The 23,470-nt window shown below is 56.5% G+C and carries 26 protein-coding genes and 2 pseudogenes; 16 read left to right on the top strand and 12 right to left on the bottom strand.

What is annotated here, in order from left to right; genetic code table 11:
- Positions 1 to 8 precede the first annotated feature (8 nt).
- Positions 9 to 1,145 carry a metallophosphoesterase gene (locus AB4O22_RS15200; protein WP_460105563.1) on the top strand — a complete coding sequence of 379 codons (1,137 nt, stop codon included), beginning with the start codon at positions 9 to 11 and terminating at the stop codon, positions 1,143 to 1,145.
- Between the two features lie 76 nt (positions 1,146 to 1,221).
- Here the strand turns inward: AB4O22_RS15200 and AB4O22_RS15195 are convergent, their stop codons facing one another.
- The 4 genes from AB4O22_RS15195 to AB4O22_RS15180 form a co-directional block, all read right to left on the bottom strand.
- Positions 1,222 to 2,172 (bottom strand): aldo/keto reductase, encoded by a 951-nt coding sequence (locus tag AB4O22_RS15195; RefSeq protein WP_048393012.1) that lies wholly within the window; start codon positions 2,170 to 2,172, stop codon positions 1,222 to 1,224.
- A 59-nt stretch (positions 2,173 to 2,231) separates the two neighbouring features.
- Positions 2,232 to 2,975, bottom strand: coding sequence for an SDR family oxidoreductase (locus tag AB4O22_RS15190; RefSeq protein ID WP_048393014.1), 744 nt, complete (start codon positions 2,973 to 2,975; stop codon positions 2,232 to 2,234).
- An 84-nt stretch (positions 2,976 to 3,059) separates the two neighbouring features.
- Positions 3,060 to 3,644: a cyclophilin-like fold protein gene (locus AB4O22_RS15185; protein ID WP_231983783.1), complete on the bottom strand. Its 585-nt coding sequence runs from the start codon at positions 3,642 to 3,644 to the stop codon at positions 3,060 to 3,062.
- A gap of 257 nt (positions 3,645 to 3,901) precedes the next feature.
- The gene (locus tag AB4O22_RS15180; protein WP_460105565.1) at positions 3,902 to 4,876 is read right to left on the bottom strand and encodes an alpha/beta hydrolase; all 975 of its coding nucleotides are present in this window, start codon (positions 4,874 to 4,876) and stop codon (positions 3,902 to 3,904) included.
- A 982-nt stretch (positions 4,877 to 5,858) separates the two neighbouring features.
- Between AB4O22_RS15180 and AB4O22_RS15175 the strand changes: the two are divergent.
- The 4 genes and pseudogenes from AB4O22_RS15175 to AB4O22_RS15160 all read left to right on the top strand — a co-directional run.
- Positions 5,859 to 6,198 (top strand): annotated as a pseudogene (locus AB4O22_RS15175) ((2Fe-2S)-binding protein); the annotation flags it as partial.
- Positions 6,199 to 6,710: 512 nt separating this feature from the next.
- Positions 6,711 to 7,784: a catalase family peroxidase gene (locus AB4O22_RS15170; RefSeq protein ID WP_460105567.1), complete on the top strand. Its 1,074-nt coding sequence runs from the start codon at positions 6,711 to 6,713 to the stop codon at positions 7,782 to 7,784.
- On the top strand, positions 7,781 to 8,359 hold the full coding sequence (locus tag AB4O22_RS15165) for a cytochrome b (protein ID WP_460105568.1): 579 nt from the start codon (positions 7,781 to 7,783) through the stop codon (positions 8,357 to 8,359). Before AB4O22_RS15170 ends, AB4O22_RS15165 begins: the two co-directional genes overlap by 4 nt.
- Before the next feature lie 414 nt (positions 8,360 to 8,773).
- A complete protein-coding gene (locus AB4O22_RS15160; RefSeq protein WP_197679443.1) occupies positions 8,774 to 9,892 on the top strand; it encodes a PQQ-dependent sugar dehydrogenase in 1,119 nt (372 codons plus the stop codon).
- Positions 9,893 to 10,396: 504 nt separating this feature from the next.
- Here AB4O22_RS15160 and AB4O22_RS15155 read toward each other — a convergent pair.
- The 3 genes from AB4O22_RS15155 to AB4O22_RS15145 all read right to left on the bottom strand — a co-directional run bounded on the left by AB4O22_RS15155 (position 10,397) and on the right by AB4O22_RS15145 (position 11,346).
- Positions 10,397 to 10,534 carry a hypothetical protein gene (locus AB4O22_RS15155; RefSeq protein ID WP_156877850.1) on the bottom strand — a complete coding sequence of 46 codons (138 nt, stop codon included), beginning with the start codon at positions 10,532 to 10,534 and terminating at the stop codon, positions 10,397 to 10,399.
- A 162-nt stretch (positions 10,535 to 10,696) separates the two neighbouring features.
- The gene (locus tag AB4O22_RS15150; protein ID WP_460096655.1) at positions 10,697 to 11,053 is read right to left on the bottom strand and encodes a type II toxin-antitoxin system RelE/ParE family toxin; all 357 of its coding nucleotides are present in this window, start codon (positions 11,051 to 11,053) and stop codon (positions 10,697 to 10,699) included.
- A 2-nt stretch (positions 11,054 to 11,055) separates the two neighbouring features.
- On the bottom strand, positions 11,056 to 11,346 hold the full coding sequence (locus tag AB4O22_RS15145) for a type II toxin-antitoxin system ParD family antitoxin (protein ID WP_223473112.1): 291 nt from the start codon (positions 11,344 to 11,346) through the stop codon (positions 11,056 to 11,058).
- A 242-nt stretch (positions 11,347 to 11,588) separates the two neighbouring features.
- Here AB4O22_RS15145 and AB4O22_RS15140 point away from each other — a divergent pair, with 242 nt between their 5' ends.
- The 6 genes from AB4O22_RS15140 (at position 11,589) to AB4O22_RS15115 (ending at position 15,727) form a co-directional block, all read left to right on the top strand.
- Positions 11,589 to 12,092 carry an aldehyde dehydrogenase family protein gene (locus AB4O22_RS15140; RefSeq protein WP_223473113.1) on the top strand — a complete coding sequence of 168 codons (504 nt, stop codon included), beginning with the start codon at positions 11,589 to 11,591 and terminating at the stop codon, positions 12,090 to 12,092.
- Positions 12,093 to 12,094: 2 nt separating this feature from the next.
- The gene (locus tag AB4O22_RS15135; protein WP_460096653.1) at positions 12,095 to 12,469 is read left to right on the top strand and encodes a hypothetical protein; all 375 of its coding nucleotides are present in this window, start codon (positions 12,095 to 12,097) and stop codon (positions 12,467 to 12,469) included.
- Positions 12,470 to 12,486: 17 nt separating this feature from the next.
- Positions 12,487 to 12,870, top strand: a complete 384-nt coding sequence (locus AB4O22_RS15130; protein ID WP_460158255.1) for a polymorphic toxin type 43 domain-containing protein — start codon at positions 12,487 to 12,489, stop codon at positions 12,868 to 12,870.
- 3 nt (positions 12,871 to 12,873) lie between these two features.
- Complete coding sequence (locus tag AB4O22_RS15125) at positions 12,874 to 13,263, top strand: hypothetical protein (protein ID WP_460096649.1); 390 nt, start codon at positions 12,874 to 12,876, stop codon at positions 13,261 to 13,263.
- A gap of 1,043 nt (positions 13,264 to 14,306) precedes the next feature.
- On the top strand, positions 14,307 to 14,603 hold the full coding sequence (locus AB4O22_RS15120; protein WP_223474965.1) for a hypothetical protein: 297 nt from the start codon (positions 14,307 to 14,309) through the stop codon (positions 14,601 to 14,603).
- A 350-nt stretch (positions 14,604 to 14,953) separates the two neighbouring features.
- The gene (locus AB4O22_RS15115) at positions 14,954 to 15,727 is read left to right on the top strand and encodes a hypothetical protein (protein WP_460096647.1); all 774 of its coding nucleotides are present in this window, start codon (positions 14,954 to 14,956) and stop codon (positions 15,725 to 15,727) included.
- A 63-nt stretch (positions 15,728 to 15,790) separates the two neighbouring features.
- Here the strand turns inward: AB4O22_RS15115 and AB4O22_RS15110 are convergent.
- Positions 15,791 to 15,984: pseudogene (locus tag AB4O22_RS15110) on the bottom strand (IS4 family transposase); the annotation flags it as partial.
- A gap of 75 nt (positions 15,985 to 16,059) precedes the next feature.
- On the opposite strand from AB4O22_RS15110, the gene AB4O22_RS15105 reads away from it, so the two are divergent.
- On the top strand, positions 16,060 to 16,371 hold the full coding sequence (locus tag AB4O22_RS15105) for a transposase (RefSeq protein ID WP_411740631.1): 312 nt from the start codon (positions 16,060 to 16,062) through the stop codon (positions 16,369 to 16,371).
- On the opposite strand, the gene AB4O22_RS15100 is transcribed toward AB4O22_RS15105, so the two are convergent.
- Together AB4O22_RS15100 and AB4O22_RS15095 are read right to left on the bottom strand one after the other, a co-directional pair.
- Entirely contained in the window at positions 16,262 to 16,933 is a 672-nt protein-coding gene (locus AB4O22_RS15100; RefSeq protein WP_460096646.1) for a M20 family metallopeptidase, read from the bottom strand. The genes AB4O22_RS15105 and AB4O22_RS15100 overlap by 110 nt on opposite strands.
- A complete protein-coding gene (locus tag AB4O22_RS15095; RefSeq protein ID WP_263292770.1) occupies positions 16,923 to 17,057 on the bottom strand; it encodes an ABC transporter ATP-binding protein in 135 nt (44 codons plus the stop codon). Before AB4O22_RS15095 ends, AB4O22_RS15100 begins: the two co-directional genes overlap by 11 nt.
- Positions 17,058 to 17,312: 255 nt before the next feature.
- Here AB4O22_RS15095 and AB4O22_RS15090 point away from each other — a divergent pair, with 255 nt between their 5' ends.
- The 3 genes from AB4O22_RS15090 to AB4O22_RS15080 all read left to right on the top strand — a co-directional run bounded on the left by AB4O22_RS15090 (position 17,313) and on the right by AB4O22_RS15080 (position 20,331).
- Complete coding sequence (locus AB4O22_RS15090) at positions 17,313 to 17,930, top strand: TetR/AcrR family transcriptional regulator (protein WP_223470535.1); 618 nt, start codon at positions 17,313 to 17,315, stop codon at positions 17,928 to 17,930.
- Positions 17,931 to 18,058: 128 nt separating this feature from the next.
- Entirely contained in the window at positions 18,059 to 19,009 is a 951-nt protein-coding gene (locus AB4O22_RS15085) for a thioesterase family protein (RefSeq protein ID WP_460106640.1), read from the top strand.
- A 50-nt stretch (positions 19,010 to 19,059) separates the two neighbouring features.
- Positions 19,060 to 20,331, top strand: a complete 1,272-nt coding sequence (locus tag AB4O22_RS15080) for an OmpP1/FadL family transporter (protein WP_223470531.1) — start codon at positions 19,060 to 19,062, stop codon at positions 20,329 to 20,331.
- Positions 20,332 to 20,398: 67 nt separating this feature from the next.
- Here the strand turns inward: AB4O22_RS15080 and AB4O22_RS15075 are convergent, their stop codons facing one another.
- Both AB4O22_RS15075 and AB4O22_RS15070 read right to left on the bottom strand, forming a co-directional pair.
- On the bottom strand, positions 20,399 to 21,184 hold the full coding sequence (locus AB4O22_RS15075; protein ID WP_223470529.1) for an SDR family NAD(P)-dependent oxidoreductase: 786 nt from the start codon (positions 21,182 to 21,184) through the stop codon (positions 20,399 to 20,401).
- A gap of 70 nt (positions 21,185 to 21,254) precedes the next feature.
- Positions 21,255 to 22,715, bottom strand: a complete 1,461-nt coding sequence (locus AB4O22_RS15070; RefSeq protein ID WP_460096645.1) for an efflux transporter outer membrane subunit — start codon at positions 22,713 to 22,715, stop codon at positions 21,255 to 21,257.
- Positions 22,716 to 22,801: 86 nt separating this feature from the next.
- Between AB4O22_RS15070 and AB4O22_RS15065 the strand changes: the two genes are divergently transcribed.
- A complete protein-coding gene (locus tag AB4O22_RS15065) occupies positions 22,802 to 23,416 on the top strand; it encodes a TetR/AcrR family transcriptional regulator (RefSeq protein WP_223470526.1) in 615 nt (204 codons plus the stop codon).
- Positions 23,417 to 23,470 lie beyond the last annotated feature (54 nt).

The following is a 23,470-nucleotide window of genomic DNA, read 5'->3' as shown; positions in this document are numbered from 1 at the left end:
AGTCGGCTATGAGTTACGAGTTTGTGTTCGTTCGTTCGATTGTGTTGACGATCATCATAGGCTTGTTTCTCCTGGTGACTGGTCGCGCCGCCCGCAAGCGGGGTTGCATCGTGGCGTTCTGCGTATTGGCTGCCGCGGTACACCTTATTTGGTGGTGTCTACCCGAACTCAAAGGTGGATGGAGCGAAGCCGGTCGCTGGCTGGTCAGTGCGTGGGTCGGTGCGGTGCTGACGGCCTTGTTCCTGACTCTGCCCGTCGGGCTGTTTCTTGTTGCGCGTGGCCTTCTTGGACGGCGCTCGACCGTCGGCATGCGCGTTCCTCTGACTTTCGTCGCAGTTTCACTGATCGTTGGGATTGGTGTGAGCTTCGGCACCGTCGGAGGCCCAGTGGTTCGCGAAGAAGTGGTCCATGTGAACGGTCTGCCCGAAGGTTTGGACGGACTGCGGGTCGCTAACATAGGTGATGTCCACATCGGGCCTTTCATCGTGCCCGAGGACTTTGCCCAGGCCATCGACATCGTCAATTCGCGTAAGGTGGACTTGCTGGCGATTACGGGTGATCTCATCGACGATCTCAGCCAGCTGGAGCCGACGCTGGACGCTTTGGAGAGAAGTGACGCGCTGCCTATGCTCTCCATCCTGGGAAATCATGACAAGTACCCTAACGAAGCCGCCGTAGTCGCCGCCTTGCGTGCGCGCAACCCTCGTATCCAGGTACTCATCAACAACAGTGTCGTAGTGCACCCGCGCGGCGTGCCGTTGCGCATTGCTGGCGTAGATTACCCGCTCGCCTCGGATGGACGTCACATGCTTCCGCGGGACGAGCAGGATGCTGCCATGCGCAGGTTCGCAGACCTGGCGTTCGCCGAGGCGTCGCCTGGCGATACGCTCATTGCGCTGTCGCACCATCCTGAGTTCTTTCCCATTGCTGCCTCGCGTGGTGCGGTATTGACCCTGTCCAGCCATACACACGGCGGACAGGTACGACTTTTCGGGCGGCCAGTAATCGTCGCTTACGACTATATGCATGGAATCTATCGTGATGGCGCAGCGTCTCTTGATGTGACCTCGGGACTCGGCCACTGGCTACCCTTGCGTATCGGTGTGCCGCGGGAAATTTCGATCATTACGCTTCGTCGGGCATGATCCAAGCGGAACTCGAGTCAGGAGAGGCGAGAGGCTCGCATCAGGAGACGGGCGCCGCTTTCGGCGGCCGGGCAGTTCAGGGAACGTTGTGACCAGCCGCTCGGATAAGCCCGTACCATTCGGGGCGGGTGAGCGGGATATTCGAGCCCGCGGCTGCCTCGACGAGGCGCTCGGGTCTCGTGGTACCCAGCACTACTTGGATGCCGGCGGGGTGACGGGTGATCCAGGCTGTTGCGATTGCGGTCGGAGTGACGTCGTACTTCTCAGCCAATCGTTTGAGTTCGGCATTCAGCTGCGGGTAGTCGGGAGAGTCGAAGAACACCCCATCCTGAAAAGCTTTCTGGAATGGAGACCACGCCTGCAGTGTGATCTTGTTGATCCTCGCATAGTCGACGATGCCGCCGCCGTCACGAGTGATTGAGTCGTCGAAGCCGGTCATGTTCGACGACAGGCCCTGAGCGACGATCGTCGAATGCGTCACCGAAAGCTGGACCTGGTTCGCCAGGATCGGCTGAGTCACGGCCGTCTTGAGCAAATCGATCTGACGGGGAGTATGGTTGGAAACGCCGAACGCGCGAACCTTGCCGGTGGACTCCAGATGGTCGAACGCGCGGGCGACTTCTTCCGGCTCCACGAGTGCGTCGGGACGGTGCAGCAGTAGCACATCCAGGTAGTCGGTACCTAACGCTTTCAGCGACCTCACGGCCGATTCCACGATGTGCTCGTACGACTGATCATAGTGCCACGGGTCGTCAACGATACTGGTCTTGGACTGGAGGAAGATCTGCTCGCGCTCAGCGCTGCTTAGTCGCAGCGCCTCGCCGAACCGGCGCTCGCACAAATGCGGGCCACCGCCGGGATGGTTGAATCCGTAGAGGTCCGCGTGATCGAAAAAATTGATGCCCGATTCGCGCGCCGTGGTGTAGAGCGCGCGGATCTGGTCATCGGTGCTGCCGGCGATGCGCATCATGCCCGCGACGACGTTGGGAACCCGAGTGTCGGTTGATCCTAGTGCTACGGTCTTCATGAGAGCTCCTTATCAGGGCAGTGGTGGGCTGTCGGACGCCTTGCGTGACTGCAATGCATTCACCAAGGCTGGTTCGCGGGGCCAACTGTGAACTCGTTGATTGTCGTGTCATCGGGCTGGTCGATTGCGAAGGCGACAACGTTGGCGATCCGGTCTGGAGAAATGCCGTACTTGTCATAGATGTCCTGCATCTGGTCTAGCGCCTGCTTATCGCTGATTGTCGCCAGCAGTTCAGTGTTGACTGCGGCCGGGTAGATCGTCGCGGTGCGAATGTTATTGCCCTCCATGGCGGACTCCATGCGCAAGACTTCCATGAAGTCGCGCACGAACCACTTCGTACCGCCATAGACGGCGCCGCCCGGATAGGCCTTGAGCCCCGCCACCGACGAGGTGGTGATCACGTGCCCGGACTTCTGTGCCAGGAACACGGGCAGCACGGCCGCTACGCCATTCAGAACACCTTTCACGTTGACATCGATCATCTGGTGCCAGTCTTCGGTCTTCAGGGCGGACAGCGGCGAGTTCGGCATCAGCCCTGCGTTCAGGAAAATGACGTCCACACGGCCGAATGTTTCTTTGGCCAGTTGAACGATGCGGTCGTTTTCCTCTTGCTTTGTCACGTCCAGCATCTGATAAACCACCTGTCCACCGCTCAGGAGAATCTCGTCCGCGATCTGCTTGAGCTTGTCTTCGCGTCGCGCACCGAGCACGATTTTGGCGCCTTTGCTCGCGAGCAGCTTGGCGGTTGCCTCGCCGATTCCGGACGATGCGCCGGTGATGATGACTACTTTGTCTTTGATCATGATTTCTCTCTCTGGATTCTGGCTGCGAAGGAGACGCAGCAGATGATGAGGCGGTATCTCAGGTCGGTGTTGAGCGTGGGGCGACTACTTTGTCAATGCACGCTGCTCTTGGGAGAACACCACCCGAACATCGCCACGGCCGAGCGCCTGGGCCAGGCCAGTCGGATCGTCCACGCGGCCTAGACGGGTGTATGAGTAAGCTGAGTCGAAGGTCTTGTAAAAGATGACCACGGTGCGCGATCCCCAAAGCATAAGGTCTCCGTTGCGGATCGTGCCGGGCCGGCTCTCACTGGTGGGCAGCGCGTCAGGCAGCTCTTTTTTCTTCTCGTTTCCGTGGAGGTCCTCCATGTCCAGTGTCAGCGGCAGCGTGGCGGCGAACGCGCGAGTGGCCTCGTTGTCGGCCAGTGTGATGGCGAAGCGACGTTCCCCGACGGTCATCCACAGGCGTGATTCATCCGATTTCTTGGGTGCTTGAGTGACATCCTGCTCAGCGGCCACGGGCAGCGCAGTGCTGGCGGCGTGGGCAGGATGGCCGCTGCACAGTGCAAGGAGAAGCAACGGCATTCCAAGCTGTTGCATGGCCCGCCGGTGCCAGGAATGCCTACGGCTTGCAGCGCCAAGAGAGGAGAGAGCGCCGCCTGTACCGACGTCAACGGTTTTGCCCTGCATGTTGTTCTCCTTTGCAATGCGAAAAATGGGCCAGACGCGTTGCCGCGCCTGCACTTGAATTCGTAGGTTTCGAGCGCGAATTAGCGCAGCAATATGGCGCAGATGCTCCTCAGTGAGTGGCCTATTGCCAGTTCTGGTTGCGATCCTCACTGGAAAGTCAGAAGTGCTGAGTGGCATGAATCCATACCGTAGGGCGCGTCATCCCGCTCAGTCGCATCCAGATGCATTGTCCGCCTGGATGCGACTGCCTCAAGACGTCAAGCGGCGCGTGCCGCCGTGGCCAGGTGCTGCGTGAAGAAGGTCGTCAGCTTGTCGAAAGGAATCACGTCCACACGGTCATACAGATCGGTGTGGCTGGCCTCTGGAATGATCATCAGCTCCTTCGGCTGCGCCGCGGCCGCGTAAGCGGTTTCGCTGAAGTAGCGCGAGTGGGCGTTTTCACCGTGGATGAACAGGACCGGGCGTGGAGAAATTTCCGCGATGTAGGTCAGGATCGGCATGTTCATGAACGACAGGGGTGTAGTGATCGTCCACGAGTTGCCCGAGTTGACCGCGCGCGGATGGTGTCCGCGGGTCGTGCTGTAGTAATCGTGATAATCGACCATGAACTGCGCTTCACCACCCCTCAGTTCGTTGTAGGGGGGCTGGTATGCAGGGGCCCCATTTTCCGCGTCGACCCAACGTTGTGCGCTCAGTTGTTCGAGCCCTTGCGTGCGCTGTTCGAGGGTTACGCTATCGTTGTAGCCCTTGGACATGACGCGGGTCATGTCGTACATGGTGCTGGCGACAACCGCCTTGACGCGTTTATCCAAGGCCACGGCATTCAGCGCCATGCCACCCCAACCGCAGATGCCGATGACGCCAATCCGCTCGCGATCAACGGAGGGTTGCAGGCCAAGAGCATCAACTGCCGCGCTCACATCCTCGGTGTTGATGTCTGGCGAGGCAACGTTGCGCGGCTCACCGCTGCTTTCCCCGGTGTAGGATGCATCGAAGGCCAGCGTGACAAAGCCGCGCTCGGCCATGGTTTGCGCATAAAGCCCGGAGGCCTGCTCCTTCACCGCGCCAAACGGGCCACAGACGACAATAGCTGCCAGCTTTGCGCTGGCGTTCTTCGGTTGGTACAGGTCGCCCGCCAGGGTGATGCCATAGCGGTTCGTGAAGGTGATTTTCTTATGGTCCACCTTGTCGCTCTTGGCGAAAGTCTTGTCCCATTCCTGTGTCAGTTGCATGAGCTTGCCTTACATGTAGTTGAGATTGTTCCTGCCAGCCTGAATACCCGTCGAGCAGCAGGGCTTGTCGTCGGCGTAGGCGTCATAGACTTTTATAACCATGGGGAATATTCGTTTCGCAAATGGCGTCGCGCGTCGGGATTGGCTTTGCCAACTAATGTATGCCTGTCACTGCCCCAAAACATCCCATGAAATTGCAAGCATCTATGCACGCTATTGGATAATCGCGCCCCCAAGTCCCAGGCGGTTCGAAATGGAAACCTACCCCGATGAGTTCATGCTTGTTCGAATGACATATCACCACGCTGCGATGACCATTGATCATCGAGTCCCGTACATGGAAGTATTCGGTCCGCCTGCATCAGCTCAGCCTCGCTTGATGACCGGCGGAAAACCCGCCGCAGGCTGCGTTGGTCGCCGATTCGAGTGACTCGGTCTGGGACAGGCGATGGACGAGACCTTGTAGAGGACATCCGCCAAGTGCTTAACGGACGTGAAAGCTTGTTTGGTCAAGGCTTGTTGGGCTGCGTCGAAAGAGAGATCACAACCTCTGTTTCCGTTCCGGCGCTTCCTGCGGAAGCTGCTTCTAAACCCGTTCTTCAGGTCTGTAGGGGCAAGAGACCATTTGAAAAATTAGCCGCTGGCCGAAAAGTAATACTTCATCCAGGTTGTGGGCTGGTAGGTTTTTCCAAAAGAAAAAATGCGGAGCCCTGAATCGGTAACAGTAATCGTCTCAAGCATGTTACTTAGTTGTGAGTCGTGCTCGCTCGTAGTTGAGCGGGCACTAAATCACTGTGTTGATGTGCCATCGAAGCGCGGTGATTTCTTGCATTGCGTACTTTTATTCATAGGGCCTAGCACGTGGCTGCATGATTGAGCCCACTAAGCTCGTGATACTTTCAAACCATGTATAGGTGTATAGGTAGCCATTACGCGATGCCCCGTTAATAGCGCTTTTTAGAGCCAAGATGGCTGGAGAGTTATGGAGCTTCAGATTAACGATAAGACCTATCAGGTCGAAGCTGAGGGCGACACAGCCTCTGCCGTGGGTGATTCGTGACGAAATCGGTATGACGGGAACAAAGTATACCTGCAAAGGGGATTACGGGTGTGGTCTCGCTCAGTGCGTCGCTTGTTCCGTCTTGATCGACGGCGTTGTGGCGCGTTCCTGTGTCATCCTCATTGCAGGTATATACGGCCGCAAGATCACCACGATTGAGGCGATAGATCAGGATGATGTTGGCCAACGCGTCGTCGCCTCTTGGGTCAAACACCAAGTGGCACAGTGCGGTTATGGCCAGTTTGGCAAAGTGATTGCAGCCCGCAATCGTTCGGGCAATGCCCTGACCCCCAGATCGGGATGAGCGGAAGGGCATGCGCAGGCACTTTTCGTCGCTTCGACAGGCAAGCCCTGATCTACGAGCATAAACGTCGCCAGCGTTTGGAAGGCATGACTGACACTCGGCATTTGCCGCAGTATGTCTTGCCCATTAAGCGCCAAGCTATCTCCGGCCAGCGTACTTTCAGGTCGGCACGGTAGAAATCAAAGAAGCCTGCACCCCGTTGAGGGGGTGCAGACAAAACGCGTCGCAGAGCATCACTCTGGAGCCCGGATGCAGATTCACCATCACCTCGCTGTGTAGTTTTGCCTGGGAGAATAGGATCGTCGCCACCTGTACTGCTTCTTCGCCGAGCCGCGCGGCCGGCGGCAACGTAATGTTGCTGGTCGGTGCGTATAGAAGTCTTCAGCGCCGTAGCGACTTCGCACAAGGTTTAGGGTAAAGCGTTAAATTCGTTACAGAACTCTCCACCCCGCACTCCGGAAGAAATTTCGATGAACGAGCGACATCCTCACTCCAATAAGTCTTTTCTCGGGCCGCTCGTACTGATCGCGGCGGTGGTTGTCGCCGTCGGCGCCGCGTTCGCATACACAGCCGGTTGGTTGACACCCGCACGCCTCACGCCGACCAAGATCGTCGAGGTGCTGGCGCCGCCCGCAGGACCGGCGCTCGGCTTCCGCCGCGCCCATGCCAAGGGTATCTGCTTCACTGGTACCTTCGAGGCCAACGGCACTGGCAGCGATTTGTCCAAGGCACAGATGTTCGCCGCCGGCACCTATCCTGTGACCGGCCGCTTCAACCTCGCCTCGCCCGACCTCAAGGCGCCCGATGGCAGCGCGCGCGTGCGCTCCCTGAGCCTGCGCATCCGAACGCCCGACGGCCAGGAGTGGCGTTCCGCAATGATCAATGCGCCGTTCTTCCCAGTCGCGACGCCGCAGGCCTTCTACGACTTGCAGGTGGCTTCCGCCGACAAGAGCCATCCGGATGCGTTGAAGAGCTTCGCCGCTGTGCACCCCGAGATCGGCGCGTTTAGCCAGTGGGCCGGCAGCGCGCCGTTCACCAGCTCGTACGCGGAAGACCGCTACAACAGCATCAACAGCTTCGTCTTCACCAACGCGCAGGGCCAAGACCAGGCCGTGCGCTGGTCCTTTAAGCCGGCCGCCAAACCTGTGTTGGTCTCGGGCGACGAACTCAAGAAGCGCGAGCCCGATTTCCTGCTGGCAGACATCACCGAGCGCGTCGCGAAGGCGACGCAGCGCTGGGCTATGACGGTCATGGTCGCCGACCCGGGCGACCCGACCGCCGACCCGAGCAAGGTTTGGCCGGAAGATCGCCGCAGCGTCGGCGTCGGCACCCTGTCGGTGACGAAAATTGAGCCCGAGGCCGATGGCTCATGCCGCGACATCAACTTCGATCCCACCGTGCTGCCGGCCGGCATGCGCACATCCGACGACCCTTTCCCCGCCGCACGTTCGGCCGCTTATTCGGTCTCGTACAACCGCCGGACCGCCGAAGAAAAAGACTATCCGCGCACCCCGTCCACCACCACCGCCGGAGCCAAGCCATGAGCCAAGTCAACCAGCAATTCGCGCCGTTGCAGCGGGCGCTTCATTGGGGCATGGCGATCTGTATTCTCGCGATGCTGTTCATCGGCGTCGGCATGGTCTCGACGATCACGCCCGCGTACCTGATGCTGGTCTCTATCCACAAGCCGTTGGGCATTGCGATCCTCGTGCTCGCGGTGCTGCGCCTGATCGTCCGCTGGCGCCTTGGTGCGCCGCCGCTGCCGCGTGACATGCCCGAGCCGATGAAGCTCGCCGCCAAACTCTCGCATGTCGCGTTCTATGTGCTGATGCTCGCGATGCCCTTGCTTGGCTGGGCCATGTTGTCGGCGGCGGACTACCCGGTGCTCGTCGCCGGGCTGCATCTGCCCGCCATCGTGTCGCCCGACGCCGGCCTGCACAGCTGGCTGTGGAACGCTCACAAGTTCCTCTCGTTCTGCTTCTTCGCGCTGATCCTGCTGCACCTCGGGGCCGCTCTGTTCCACGCGCTGGTGCGACGCGACGGCGTGTTCGAGACCATGGCGCCATTTCCGGTACATCCGTCGGTCGACGGCAGGGTCGTGACCAAGTGCGCTGACTGACGCAGGCTCCGTTACCACGGGCGCCGTGGCGCACGCGTTCTCGGTGGGGCGAGATGAAATACCTCAGTGGGCATGTACTGTGGGACCACGACCTGCAGTGACCGTCGAGCTGGGAGGCTGGCACGAAGTGACGCTGACCCTCGCCGGATCACCGAGCTTCATAGAGATGTTCGTCGCCAAGTTCAGCGAGCCGCCGACTTGAGGTGCCTTGCCTAAACACCTGGCGTCGAAGCCTCCCGCCATTGGCGTTCGGACGCAGGGGGGCGCTTTCACGATGCAGAAACTTCGGCGCATGAACGGGATCGCAAAAGCAGAGAAATATCTGGATGCACATGCGTAGCACAAAGATTTACTAATTTATATCTTTCTTCGTAGGGTGTGCTAGCGGCTGTCAAATCAACCATTGGAACAGACATGAATCTGAAACTTGAGTGGGTTCTGGTCCCAGCATTTCTTGCCATGGGTTTTGCTGCCAGCGCGCTGGCCGCCGAGGTGCGGGCTGAGCGTGTGGCAACCGGATTGGAGAATCCCTGGGCAGTGGCCTTTCTGCCGGCACATCGCTACTTGGTGACAGAACGGCCGGGCCGGCTTCGGGTGGTTGGTGCCGATGGGAGCATCGGCCCGCCGGTTGAGGGGTTGCCGGCGATCGCGGCAGGCGGGCAGGGCGGGCTGCTGGATGTCGTGACCGACAGTGCTTTCGACGTGAATCGCATGGTCTACTTCTGCTTTTCCGAACCGGCCGCTGGTGGCGCGGGCAATAGCACGGCAGTGGCACGCGCGACGTTGTCGAGCAACATGGTGCGCCTCGACAACCTGCAGGTGATTTTCAGTCAGCGACCGAAGGTGAGCAGCTCCGCGCATTTCGGCTGCCGCATCGTCGAGGCGAAGGACGGGACGCTTTTCGTCACGTTGGGCGAGCGTTACAGCCGGAAGGAGGATGCGCAGGAACTCGATAACCACTTGGGCAAAGTGGTGCGCATCCAGAAGGACGGCGCGGTACCGGCCGACAACCCTTTCGTCGACCGCGCCGGTGCCTTGCCGGAGATCTGGAGCTATGGCCATCGCAATAGCCAGGGCGCTACGCTCGGTCCGGACGGCCGCTTCTGGATGAACGATCACGGTCCGCAGGGCGGCGACGAGATCAACGTTCCGCTGGCGGGGCGCAACTACGGCTGGCCGGTCATCACCTACGGCGAAAACTATGGCGGCGGGAAGATTGGCGACGGCCTGACCGCCAAGGACGGCATGGAGCAGCCGCTGCATTACTGGGTGCCCTCGATCGCGCCGTCCGGCATGGCCTTCCTGACTAGCGACCGTTATGGGCCGGCATGGAAGGGCAATCTCTTCGTCGGTTCGCTCAAGTTCGGTTACCTCGACCGTATCGAACTGAAAGACGGTAAGGTCGTGGCCGAGCACAAGTTGCTGGAGGACGGGCATGCCCGTATTCGGGATGTCAGGCAGGGCCCTGACGGCCTGCTCTACGTGCTCACCGACGAACAGGATGGCAAACTGCTGCGTCTTCAGCCGCGCTGAGCGCCATCAGGGCAGGCATTGCGCAGCTGCAGCGTCGGCAAGCCGCGACGCCTGCCCGCAACCTCTTCGACGGCTTGCGCTCGCCGCCTCCCAAGGAGGAACTCGGCGATATCAAGCTGATCGTCGAGAACGATACCAGCCAGGTCGGTTCTGTGGGGAAATGTGTTTCAGGATCTCGACACCAGCGCTGGAAACAGAAGCGAGAAGCCCATTCAGGGTAACAGAGAGGCCGTCAACTCACATTTTCGAACCAGGCGGGAGCGTCCCAGGCCTTGTATTGATCACTCCAACCGCCAACCGTTCAGGTCAAGACCTCCTCTGGAATAACCTCATCGAAGAAATCAGCTGGGTTTGCGCTTGCTCTGATACGAATGCAGGAGCTCATGGAACATTCCATTGACGGTGCTTTCAGGGGGTAAGACTGTACCGGCAGAAGGTGACAACCGCCGATAGGTCTGCCAAGAGGAGGATCATCCTGCGATAACGCTCCCTGACCTATGTCCCTTAGAAGTCCATGGTCAGCCCCGCGTAAACGGCGCGGGCATCGAATGCGGCGTGCAGTGATTGATCCACTCCAACGCTGGTGTCATACCAGACTTGGATCTTGAAATACTTCAAAAACAAGTCCAGAATCAAGTCCATTCCTGCTTCAGGAATAACAGAAACCCTATAGATTTCAATGGGTCGGACGCCAGATACGAGTCTCGTTTCCCGCTCCAGGATTCAGAAAAAAGCCACTCAGATGAGTGGCTTTTTTGTGCCTGAGATTTATGTGCAGGAGGCGTGGGCCTTTAGCGTTTCTGGTCAGTCGTTGGGCAGATGCAACTGCACCTCCATGGCGTCATGGAGGAGTCGGACGATCTCAATCGTGTCGCCGTCTCCCACACGATAGAACACGATATGTCGCGGAGTTTTGACCACGTCATGAAGTTGTTTGGCCTGCTGGCGTGAATAGATAAGGTGATAGCTACGAAGGCCCGGTGCAAGCTCATCGCGGTCGTGGCTGCCAATGCGATAAGGCGTGCCGGCGATATCTTGCAGCGCAGTGAGAATCAGCGTCTGGTAGCGCTGGCGTGCGTAATCGCCGAACTGCGTCTGGGAGAGCCTGAGAATATCGACAATGTCGGCGGGTGCTGCATTGGAAATCCGATACTGCGGCATCCTCAGTGTTTCTCGCTCGCCGGGACACTGGCCTCCTGGCTCAACCCCTCAAGGTATTGCTCCAGGTCCCCTTCATTTAATTGAGTGAAGCGCCCGCGCTCAAGATCCATGATGCCGATCGAGGTCGCCTGACGCAGGGCCTCAATTTTGGCGGCATCTTCGGCGACACGCTGTTCCAATAGACGCAAACCTTCTCGCATCACTTCGCTGGCATTCTGATAACGGCCGGATTGCACCAGGTCATGGATAACCTGTTCTTGGTGAGGGGTGAGCACAACGTTTCGCGTCGCCATAATTTAGCTCCAGCTTTGGGCAAACAGCTTATTTCGATCATTGGCATATTATGCCATTTTGCCCGTGAGCACATGGTTTGGGATTTGTATCTGACGGGTCGCACAGGCTCATCCGCCGCGCCAGATGGTCGAGGACTCTGGCTAATAGCCGTTTTTAACCGGTTTTCGTCCGTCTCAACCCTACCTCAGGGGCGGGCAGCCGGTTACTTTAGGGGCTTGCTGAGGACCCCGAGGAACGATGAATGCATACTCCCGATGAATTGAAACCCCACCCGCACGGTAACGCGCTGCCATTTGAGGCTGAGGTTTCCCGGATCGCATTCGCGAACGCCCGCCAGGCATTCAGCACCCATTCACAGCTGTCGATTCAAGCGCGCCTGGCCGAGCTATCCAAGCTCAAGCAAACAATCCTGGCCAATCGCTCGACGATCATTACGCGGATCATGCAGGAGGTTGGCAAGTGCCAAACGGATGCATTGATCGCGGAAATCCTCGGTACTCTCGATTGGCTCAACTGGCTGGAGAAAAATGCCGAGCGGCTGCTGAAACCCGAAAAGGTCAAAACGCCAATTACGTTTAAAATTCTGGAGACTTTAGCTCAGCGCCTAGGTCCGAGCTCGCAGACCTCAGGACGTATAAATTTGATTTCAGAGAAAATGGTTTGTCCGAGTTGTAGCGATGTTGTTGCTCAGTTTCGCGAGCGATATCCTAATATTCAATTGAATGTATTTACCGTGGAGAAGTAATAGTGGCGTCCGATTTGGCTGTGGAAGAAATTTATTCGATAGTCTCTAGGCTTTATGAAAAGGCTATATCTCATATTCGTCTTCGGCCAGAGCAAGCCTTTGCATATGTTCAAGATGAAACAGACTCTCTTTGCACGTCTGCAGATGTGGGTTTATTTGCAGTGCTGCAAACTGCGATATTTAGGGAGGGTATGAAATATGGGGTAGAGCTGTCTAGAGAAAGTCCTTATGCGGAGAATATGTTAGAGGGTTTGGCTAGAGCCTATGAAAAATGCGGCCTTGATGATTTGGCAGAGGTTGGGCTTAAAGGGAAGCCGCTGGCAGAAATAATCGATTGTATGGAGCAGGTTAGGAAGAAATATCTTCTGCCTGGGTAAGGTGGTAAAAAGGAACGATAAGCTGGCAGGGTTCAGGCCCTGCACTCGGCGTATTGGCCTTGGCGCCGGGATCGATGTCATCCAAGGCTATTCAAAATTATTTTCCTAACACGAGAAGCGGCTCCATTGAGTTTGTTTTTGATCCTGAAACCGGGGTTTTCGCAGTCGGTAAACCAAGCAATAATCTGAGAGGCTCTCCTCATCAACAGCTGGCAGAGACTATAAAATCTGATGGTTCAACTCTAGTTGGTGGTATGTTTAGGCGAGGGACGAACGGAGAAATCATAACTAATGAGTTTAGTGGGCACTACTGGAAAAATTGGAGTCCTGAGGTTAGAGGCAGATTTGAGCAGACCCTCAAGCAGTACAATCTCAATCTCAAACATAACCCGGGAATGTAGTGTATGAGTAATTTTGAAATGATTAATTTGAGCGCTGATCAGGTTATATTCAAAGATGAAGCTGGTCGTTGGAAGCTCGAAAATGCTGGAGTCTTGTATAGCCTGGTAAGTGCGTCGGACTTCAAGAAAATTATCTCATTGCTTGAGGTGCCCATGGATAGGGCGAAGATGGCGTTAGGCCCGGACTTTCCCTACATGAGCGTGGCAGAGATTGGGCTAGGACACGATTCTGATTATTGGATAAATCTCGCTCTATCTTGGGTAGCAGGAAGCCCGGCTAAGGAGGCTGCTCACTTTGTAGAGGACCTGAAAAAGTTGGTGGAAGATAAAGCTGTTTCGCAAACTAATCGACAAATGGCTAAAAACGAATTAAAACGGCTTCTTGATAGTTAGGTGCCCAGGGAACTGGCCTCTGGGGGGGCTTGTGAACCTAGGTCCGATGGTGCCAAATCGAGAGGGCTGGATGAACTGGGTGCTTTCAACGATCCGCTTCGAATGATCTTCTCAGCCCGATATCTGGATATGGTGTGCTGATTGTTGGTGGGACGGGGGGGCGGTAGCGGTGCAAAAGGCGTTGGAGGCGGAGCGAAGTTTGCCGACCAAGCCAAGGTTGATGATCACTTTGCACATCATGGCGGTGACTTTGGCGAAAAAATACGCTTGAGTATCAAGCGCAAGCTAATAAGTTCTTAACAGTCTCGAAGCCTGCGGGCGTGCTTGAAAAAGCAAGACCTAATGGACATGTCGTACGTTACAGCCCTGGCACCGATGAGTTTGGCGTCGTATCAAGTGGGGAAGTATTCGTACGTGATACAAGCGTGATCCTACAGCGCATGGTAAGGGTTCAAATTTGGACTATTTCAATGCCCAATAGTAATCAAGCATATGTATGTCCGGTATGCGGATATCCTGATCTTAATGAGCCGGCGTATGACAGTTTTGGCTGTGCCTCGTACAATATTTGCCCATGCTGCGGGACGGAATTTGGGTATGATGACTCGACAGTCGCTCATTCCGATTTGCGTGCAAAGTGGGTTTCTGAGGGGATGCAATGGTGGAGTAAGCATCAACTTAAGCCTAATGATTGGGATCCGGCCAGGCAGCTAAAAAATAATTAAATGCTTTATTTGTTGGTGCAAAAGGAACTAACGCTCCCAATGCACCTAGATTTATTGTGGCCTCTGTCGGTAATGCTATTGATTAGACTATGCTAAGGGGCTGAGGACTTCGAATGGGGTGGCAACTCTGTAGACTCGTCTAGCTTCAATGCTCTCAATAAAGCATCCTCATGGAGTGCGATGATGTAGGATTCTGAAAACAAGGTGGGCACCGGGTTGTGGTTAACGGCGTCGACGATGCGGGAAGGGTTATTGTAAAAGATCCATTTCAGGGCACCCAGTACAGAATGGAAGTGGAGCAATTCAAGGAGGTTTGGAATGGTCACTCCATTTATAAGTGATAGTGTTATTCTCTTATCTATTTCCTACTGTGCCAATACGCACGAGATCAACTACGTTTTTTTGGTTGATGACATTGAGATAGGGCTGGGAGGGGAGTTGCATGAGGCTGTTGGCATAAAGGGCATTAAGTGTAGTGTCGAGTTGGAGCAATTTTTATTGGCGCTAATGCCGTTTGATCGAAGCGTGTCCAAAAAACTTTGTGCTATGTCTTGGGCTTACGCCGAAGGTGAGAGAGTTGATCTTCCAGCCCCTCTGATACTATTAGAGCTTTAAGTCTTATGTGTCCGTTGGCGAGGTAAGTAGTTGTTCTTCGGTATGTTTTGTTGACTAAGTGGAGGATCCGGTCTGTCGGAGTGATCGATTAGCGGTGGCGCAGTGTGTACGGCAAAAGTAACCTCGACCAATATCTCCACCTACGCCTGGTCTGTTTAATTTACCGTGAAGTAAGGCCCAAGCCGGGCCTGGCGGTTTGGCTGCTTGCGCAAAGGCTGCCCATGCCGCTGGGCCTGCGCCGGTTTTGTTCGTCCATTCATCGTGAAGCACTACAGTTTTTATGAGTGCTGCCGATAATAAATTTACTAGCCACGTTTTCAGGAATGGCTGATAACAGGGAGGACATTATCTTGGTCGGTTCAATTAATTCAAATGCGTTTTCTGGTTCGCAGGTTTCCCATGTGACGGCGAGCCAAAATGAATCGCTAACGAAAACTCAGGTGGCAACTGAAAGCGCTGATGTGGGTAGTCATAAAGATACCAGTCGCCTTTCTTCACTCTCTCTACAGTTGAGTGAAAGTGCCGCGCGTGCGGCGGCTAGAGATTCGAGTTTGAGCAGGAAAGAGCTTGGCGCGAAAGCGAATGAGCTTTTGAGCAAGATTTCCGGTGATGGTTATTTTGTCAACAAAAAAGCTAATGATGCTGAAGTGCCTGACACTCAGGACCCTGTGTTATTGGCTCGTGCGGCCAATGCAACGCAGTTTGTCAATGGCAGTGGTAAAAATCCATTTGCGGGTATGTCGAGCGATCAGCTCTCATTGATCATCTATGATGATAGTGGGAATTTTACGACTAATGAACGCCGCGCGGCGTGGAAAGAGTCATTCGATCAGGAATCTGCTTGGCGGCAGAAGGTTGTTGCCAATGCGATGGCGGAATATAACGGAACCGGGAAACTGACGAAATTCTTTACTGCAGCCCTTGAACACTATAAGGATCTGCCCGCTATTGAGCAGGCACAGTACCCTAATAGTTATGAGGCAAAGTTGCAGGGTTGGATAGCACTCGATTTCAACTACAAGACCCATACGGTTGAGGGAAAGGGTAGTCCTCAGGACGTAATGGACAAGGTCTTGAATCTCGACAAGCAACTGTTTGATGACGCTGGGGCAGATACGGTTTGAGTGCGGCACTCACCCAAGATTGAGCATGTCCAAACAAAATGCCCCGCATCGTCGTAATGCTGGTCACTTAAGCGGAGCAGTTTTATGATCCGCCGGAAACCGGGTCGTTGAAATCTTCACCGTCCTTGGCCCTAAGGTCTTGGACGGTGACCCAGAAATATCCCTCCAATCCTCGATCTTAACTCCGCCCAACGTCTGCCCATTGCTGATGTCGGATTCGCCGCCGCCATGACGATTAGCTGAGCGGCGATGTACCTTGATAGTAACCGTCCGCCCAGCACCCTCTCCTGACAGCCCTCCAAATTGGCCAAGATAGTGGACACCATTTTTTAGTGGACACTATCTTGGATACAGTTGCCCCAGCCCGTCGAGCGGGTCGTCGCCCCAACTTCCCGCTCGACTTTAAACGCCGAGTCGTCGAAGCCACCTTCCAGCCCGGCGCCTCCGTGTCGTTGATCGCTCGCGAACATGACGTCAACGCCAACCTGGTGTTTCGCTGGCGGCAACAGTATCAAGAAGGTGCATTCGGCCCTGTTAGTCAGCGTGCAACACTTTTGCCCGTTCAGATGATCGAGGCGCCGATGGATCTGGCGCAAGTCGCCCAACCTTGGACAGGTGGCGAGTGTCGCCGGTCAGTTCGATGACAAACATCAGCGAGCCAACATGTAGCGTCACAGCCTGCAAATCGGTCGGCTCGGAGTTGATGAAGTAATCAGCCTTCACACCTTGTTCGATGGCGGCAATGGTGCCGATGCCGCCCTGCAGTTCGCCCACCACGTAAGTGAGGATCACATCGCCTTTGAGTTTGATGCCGGCATCGATCAAGGTTTTCAGTGCGCAGAAATAAGCCGCATCGCCAGCCTTCATGTTGGACACGCCGATGCCGTAGATGAACTCGTCATCAATCTTTCCGGCCCAGGGGGCGACCGTCCAGCCTTCTGTTACCGGGTTGGTGTCCAGATGGCCGTTGAACAACAGGCTATGGCCGCCACCTTGACCTTTGAGGGTGCCGATGGCATTCAGACGCTCGCCGGGAACCGGCATCAGCTGCGCGTCCAGACCCAGTTCCTGCATCTGACCGGCCATGTATTCGGCGAGTTTGCGTTCTTCAGGGGTAGCGCTGTAGCTCTTGTGCTGCACCATGCGCGCGAGAAAATCCAGGCAGTACGCCTCGTCAATGCGGTCGAGCAGTGCTTCAGGCGTCATCAAGGGGCTCCAATTCATTCAAAGGCTGCGGCACTGCATCGAGCAGGGCGCGGGTATAGGGGTGACGGGCCTGGGCCGCCATGTCCACGGCCGGCAGAATCTCCAGCAGGTCGCCGCGGTACATCACGGCGATACGGTGGGCGATTTGCCGGATCAGGTTGAGGTCATGGGTGATGAACAGGTACGCGGTACCGTGTTGACGGCGTAGTTCACGAAATACGCTGAGACGTGAACTGGCTGTGTGTTCTCAACCACACCGGAGCGCAGCAGGACGTCCAGCGAGGAGAAGCATGCATATCCTCGGAATAGCCTGTTTCTTGACGAAATTTAAAATCGGTCACAATTTGTCAACCGTCTTTGAGATGAGTAAGCTGTTTGCATGAACCAGCCAATACTAGCCCCTAGCGTCCGCGGCCCAGTGGACCATGACATTCGAGACCAGATTGTCGCGGCGGCCAATGAACACTTCAGTCAATATGGTTACGGCAAGACCACGGTGTCCGACCTGGCCAAGGCCATCGGGTTTTCCAAGGCTTACATCTACAAGTTTTTTGATTCCAAGCAAGCGATTGGTGAAGCCATTTGCAAAAATTGTCTGGCGCAAATCGTTGCAGCCGTGGAGAAGGCCATCAATGTCGATGGTATTTCGCCAACGGAATGCTTTAGACGTTTGGTCAAGACCCTAGTGATCACGGGCGCGGACTTGTTCTTCAATGACCGAAAGCTCTACGATATTGCCGCGTTCGCTGCCTCAGAGCGCTGGTCAAGTACAGAGGTCTATAACGCACAAATCAAAGACTTCGTATTACAAATTGTACGGGAGGGGCGAGAACTCGGTGAGTTCGAGCGCAGAACGCCCTTGGACGAGACGGTAGATTCGATACATCTGGCACTACGGCCTTTCGTCAATCCTTTGCTGTTGCAGTACAACCTCGATCTCATTGAGGATGCCCCCACCCTCACTTCCAACCTCATCTTGCGTAGCCTCATGCCCTGAGCTTCGGCTTAGGACTGCATGTGCTTCCAATGTAGCGACGCATTGCCTCCTGCGATTTCCCCCCATCAATGATAGGTTTTCATTTACCTAGGTCGTGACGATTGACACATATGGTCACATGAATAAATATGGCGCTTCTGTTCTTAAGATATCGCCATGATTCGACTGCGCCGCAGACCTCCGTTTTTCTCCAGGTCAGATCTTTACCCGCCCCATTCAGCAGTTTCGACTGTGCTGGGAGCGACGCTGGTGTGCTGTTTCGTGGAGATCGCTATCAGCCAGCTCAGGGAGCGCTGAATATGACCAGCTTTGCTCAGTTGCTGCAGCAATTCGATCCGGATTCACCTTTTATTGCTCCACCCAACTGGTTACAGGGGCGTACGGTCTTTGGCGGCCTGTCCGCGGCGCTATCGCTGCAAGCGGTTTTGCGTGAGTGTCCGACCGGTTACCCACCGTTCAAGTCCGCCCAGGTTTCGGTTATAGGCCCTGTTACACAGGCCCAGACATTCGAGGCTAGCGTGTTGCGTCAAGGGCGATCAGTCACCTCGGTAGCGGTCGACTGCATGTCGGGCGATGACCTTGCGCTGCGCACAACGCTGTTATTCGCCCAACCGCGTGCGAGCAAAATCACCCACGACTCATGGGGAAGACCGCTTGTAGAGGGGCCATCCCGATACCCTACGCTTGCTCTGGATCGCAACGTCGCACCGGCTTGCGCTTATAACTTCGAAATTCGCGCGGCGGGCGGCTCACTGCCCGTATCTGGCGCTGAAAGTCCCGAACTATTGATGTGGGTGCGCCACTTGGATGCGCAGGGCGTAGACCCAGCCGTCGCCTTGATTGCACTGGCTGACAGTTTGCCGCCGGCCGCCATGACCTGCTTCACCGAGCCCGCCGCCATCAGCTCTGCGTCCTGGATGATTGATCTGCCACAGCCGGCCGTTGTTGGCGAATGGTTCCTTATCAGTTCTTTCAGTCTGCAGGCTCTGGAAGGTTACTCATTGCAAGATATGGAGATCTGGGACGAGAGCGGTCGGCGAGTGCTTTGGGCACGCCAGACCGTGGCAATTTTCACATAACACAACCAACTGTTCCATTCACTTCAGCTGCTGTTTCAAGAGTTCTAATAATGAAAAAAATATTGCTCAAGACCCCGCTAGGCCTCGCTGTTGCGCTCGCCACTTCTCATGTACTTGCGAGCGGTTTCGCTCTGAATGAACAAAGCATCAGCGGGATGGGATCCGGATTTGCCGGGCGCTCGTCCTCTGCTGAAGATGCGAGCACCGTTTTTGGTAATCCGGCGGGCATGTCTCGCTTGAAAGGGGAGCAGGTCAGTTTGGGGGTGGCGACGCTTTTCGCGAAGTCCGACATCAGCCAAACCCGCAGTACCTTTGGGGGCCAGGAAGACGGCGACATGGTGCCAACCACCACGGTGCCGATGGGTTACTACGTCAAACCCATTGATGAGCATTGGGCATTCGGTGTTGGTTTTTATGTGCCGTTCGGCTTGATTACCGATTATGGCAGTGACTTTGCCGGGCGTTATTACGGCAACAAAAGTGAGGTCAAGACCCTCACGTTTCAGCCCACCATCAGTTATGCCTTCAACGACACCGTGTCGATCGGTTTTGGGCCTACGATCAACCGCATCAGCGGTGAGATAACCGGCATGGTGCCCAATCCACTCAGCCCAGGTCGCAATGATGGAAAACTCAAAAGCAACGGCGACGATACGGCACTTGGTTTCAACGCCGGTATCCTGGTGCAGGCGACGGATCGAACCCGCTTGGGATTGACTTACCATTCCAAGGTTAGTTACCACTTGGATGCCAAGACCAAGGTCACCAACGGCATCTTTAGCTTGTTAGGTGTCAGCGGCGAGAGCTATGACGCTTCGCTGGATGTGGATACCCCGGAGTCGGTGGATTTTTCGGTGACCCATCAGCTCAACGATGACTGGACCCTGTACGCGGGCAGTACCTGGACACGCTGGAGTCGTTTCAAGGAGCTGACCATCGAGAACAAGGGCTTGCCGCCGTTATTGAGCGGCTCTCTGGGGACCATTACCGAGGAGCAGGACTGGCATGATACCTGGGCTCACGCGATTGGTGCGTCGTATCGGTTGAATAACCAGTGGGTGCTGCGCACAGGCTTGTCGGTCGACCAGTCGCCCGCCAACAACACTAATCGTGGCCCCCGTATTCCTACAGGCGACCGGACAGTTATCAGCTTCGGTGCAGGCTGGACACCCGTGGACAATGTCACAGTTGATGTCGCTTATTCCTATCTGTGGGAAGAGAGCGTGCGGGTCAACGATGCGTCGGCAACCCGGGGAGCCTACAGCTCCAAGTACAAAAACAGTGCGAGTGGTTTTGGTACTTCCGTCAGCTATCGCTTCTGATCGAGTGCCGCCTTACCGGCCGGGAGTGTAGGCTGACTCCCGGCTTCCAGAGCACTTCGTCGTCCTTTCAGGCGCCCATGATGCGTGCCATGAGACCTTGGTGAAACCGACGCGGTGTGGCCCAGGTCAGGACGGTCATCGCCTTGTTGCCAAAGCCCGGCACGACACTCAATCGTCCGGCTTGCAGCGCTCGAATGCCAGCGCGGACTACGGGTTGTGGTTGCATCATGACCATTTTCAAGGCTGGCGTAATCGTTTGCCTGGCGCTTTGCGCAAACCCGGTATCCGACATCCCCGGACAAAGAGCCGTCACGATGACGCCGTCGCTTTTGAGTTCACGATGCAACGCATCGGAGAAGCGCAACACGTAAGCTTTGGCGGCAGAGTAAACGGCAAAATTCTTCACGCCTTGAAAAGACAGCAGGCTGGCGACCATCAGGATGTGTCCACGCTTGCGGGCTCGCATGTCTGCCGCGAAGACGTGAGTCAGGGCCGTCAGACTGGCGATATCCAGATCGATAATGGCCAGGGAACGGTCCAGGGGCTGATCCAGAAAAGGCCCTTGCAACCCATGTCCCGCATTGTTGATGAGCACATCGACCACTATTTGGCGCTCGCTCAGCCGCTTATGCAGTTCGATGACCGCGGGGATCGACGACAGGTCTACTTGCTCGACGATCACCTCAACGGCGAACTGTTCGCGCAACTGCGCTGATAACGCTTCGAGCTTATCCAGTCTGCGTGCTACCAGGACCAGCGATTTCCCCTGCGCGGCATATTGTCGGGCAAACTCCTCGCCAAATCCGCTCGACGCGCCCGTGATGAGTACCCAGGAGTTTTCGTTCGATTTCATATCGCTATTCTCTGTTTGTTGTAACTAAAGAGGAGGGCGCGCGCAGACCGTGCTGCATCACCTGCTCAAGTCATCGAGTTGCCACGGGTTCGGCTTCAGGAGGTTGCCAGCCGCCACCGAGCGCCCTGAATGCCGCAACCGCCGCCCGTGCCGATTCCGTTCGCGCCTGCGCCCGGGCGTCGGAGGCCTGTAGAAGGGTTTCGTCGGCATTCAGGACATCGATCAGGCTGGCCGTGCCTTTCTGATAGGCAATGAACGACGATTGACGAGCCTGGGTCAGCGAAGCTTCACCCCGGGTGAGGGTGGTGGTCTGGGTCTCTCGATTCACCAGCGCGGAGAATGCGTTCTCGACGTCCTCGGTGGCACGCAGCACGGACTGGCGGTAAGCGGCCAGGGCCTCGGCTTCTTGTCCCTTGGCTTGATCGATTTGCGCGTTGATGCGGCCAAAGTCGAAGAGTCTCCAGCGCAGACCCAGTGCGCCCGCCGATTGGCTGGCGCCCCCGGTGAAAAGGTTGCCGGCGGATACGGCTGTGGCGCTGCCCAGCAATGCGCTGAGGGAGAATTTCGGGTAGTACTCAGCAACGGCCTCCCCGATGCGTGCATTGGAGGCCGCCAGGCGGCGCTCCGCCACGATGAGGTCCGGCCTGCGGCGCAGCAGATCGGCCGGTGTTCCCGTAGCCTTGATCTGCGGCGCGAGAGGAATGCTCCCCGCACTTGCCAGTTGTGTGCGATGGGTGCCGGGCGGCTTGCCGAGCATGATATCCAGTGCGTTCATCGCAGCATCCAGGCCGGTCTGCAGAACGGGCACTGTCGCTTGGACCTGTGCCAAGGCTCCCTCGGTCTGGCGAACCTGATAGCTAGCGGCGAGGCCCTTGCTGTAGAGCAGTTGGACCTTCTCCAGCAGTTCCTGCTGCGTTTTGACCTGTTGGTTCGCAATGTCCAGCCGCGCCTGCAGTCCGCGAACAGTGATGTAGATGTCGGCGGTCTGCGCCGCAACAGCCAGGCGTGTGGCTGCGGCACCTGCTTCAGAAGCCTGGTACTCGGCCAGTGCCGCCTCGCGTCCATGCCGCAGACCGCCAAAGAGGTCGACCTCCCAGCTGGCATCGAGGTTGAGCTCGTAGGCACTTCCATACCGATCATAGCCAGGCGTTGAATTCAGCACTTGGCCGAGTGGGGTCTCGACTGACTGGTAGGAGCGCGCGGCTTGGCCACTGATATTGCCCGAGGGCAGCAAAGCGGCATTGGCCGCACCCAGCCCCGCCCGAGCCTGCGCGACTCGCGCCGACGCCTGCGCCAGGTCCAGATTCTGCTCAAGCGCCTTGGCGACGAATTCGGTTAGCGCCGGATCATCAAAGCCTTCCCACCAGTTTACGAGACTGGCCGGCATCGCCGCGGGCCGCTGTTCGACAACGGGCTGACCCAGGAAGCGGTCCGAAAGCGGAGCGTCCGGACGGTGATAGTCCGGACCAACCGCGCAGCCGGCCATCAGGCTGGCGCTCACCAAAAGAGCTACGGGGCGGAAGGAAGGCATTGAGGTTCCTTGAATCGAAAATGATTTGTGACTATATTACCGTATGGTCACTCGTTGTCAATTGACGCTCATGAGCTAAGTTCAAAATGACTGAACACATACAGGCACCCCACTTGCGTGGTCCTTCGGAGCACAGCGTCCGCGATCAGATCGTTGAGTCGGCAACCGGGCACTTCGGGCGCTACGGTTATGGAAAAACCACGGTATCCAATCTCGCCAGGTCCATTGGTTTCTCCAAGGCCTATATCTACAAGTTCTTCGATTCCAAGCAGGCGATCGGCGAGGTGATCTGCGCGAACCGACTCGCCACTGTCATGGAGATCGTCGATGCTATGGTTTCGGATGCGCCGACGGCCTCTGAGAAGCTAAGAGGCTTATTTCGTGGGCTGATAGAGGCTGGCAGTGATCTGTTCTTCTATGATCGAAAGCTCTACGACATTGCCGCGGTTGCCGCGCGGGAGCGGTGGCCGTCGGTGAGGCTCCATGAGGAGCGCTTACGAGAGGTCATCACGCAAATCATTCTGGCGGGGCGAGAGGCTGGGGAATTCGAGCGAAAAACGCCGCTTGATGAGGTGGTTGGCGCCATCTATCTGGTGATGTGTCCTTACATCAATCCGGGCCAGCTGCAATACAATCTGGACGGGATGCGGAAGGCGTCGATGCATTTGACTGCGTTGATATTGCGCAGCTTGGCGCCCTGAAGGTGACTATTGACAATAATGGTCACAGGTCTAAGAATGTGACTCCTGTCCTAT

This window comes from Pseudomonas sp. S3_B11, from assembly GCF_054667715.1.
Note: the sequence above shows the minus strand (reverse complement) of the source record. Positions and strands in the feature narration are given on the sequence as shown.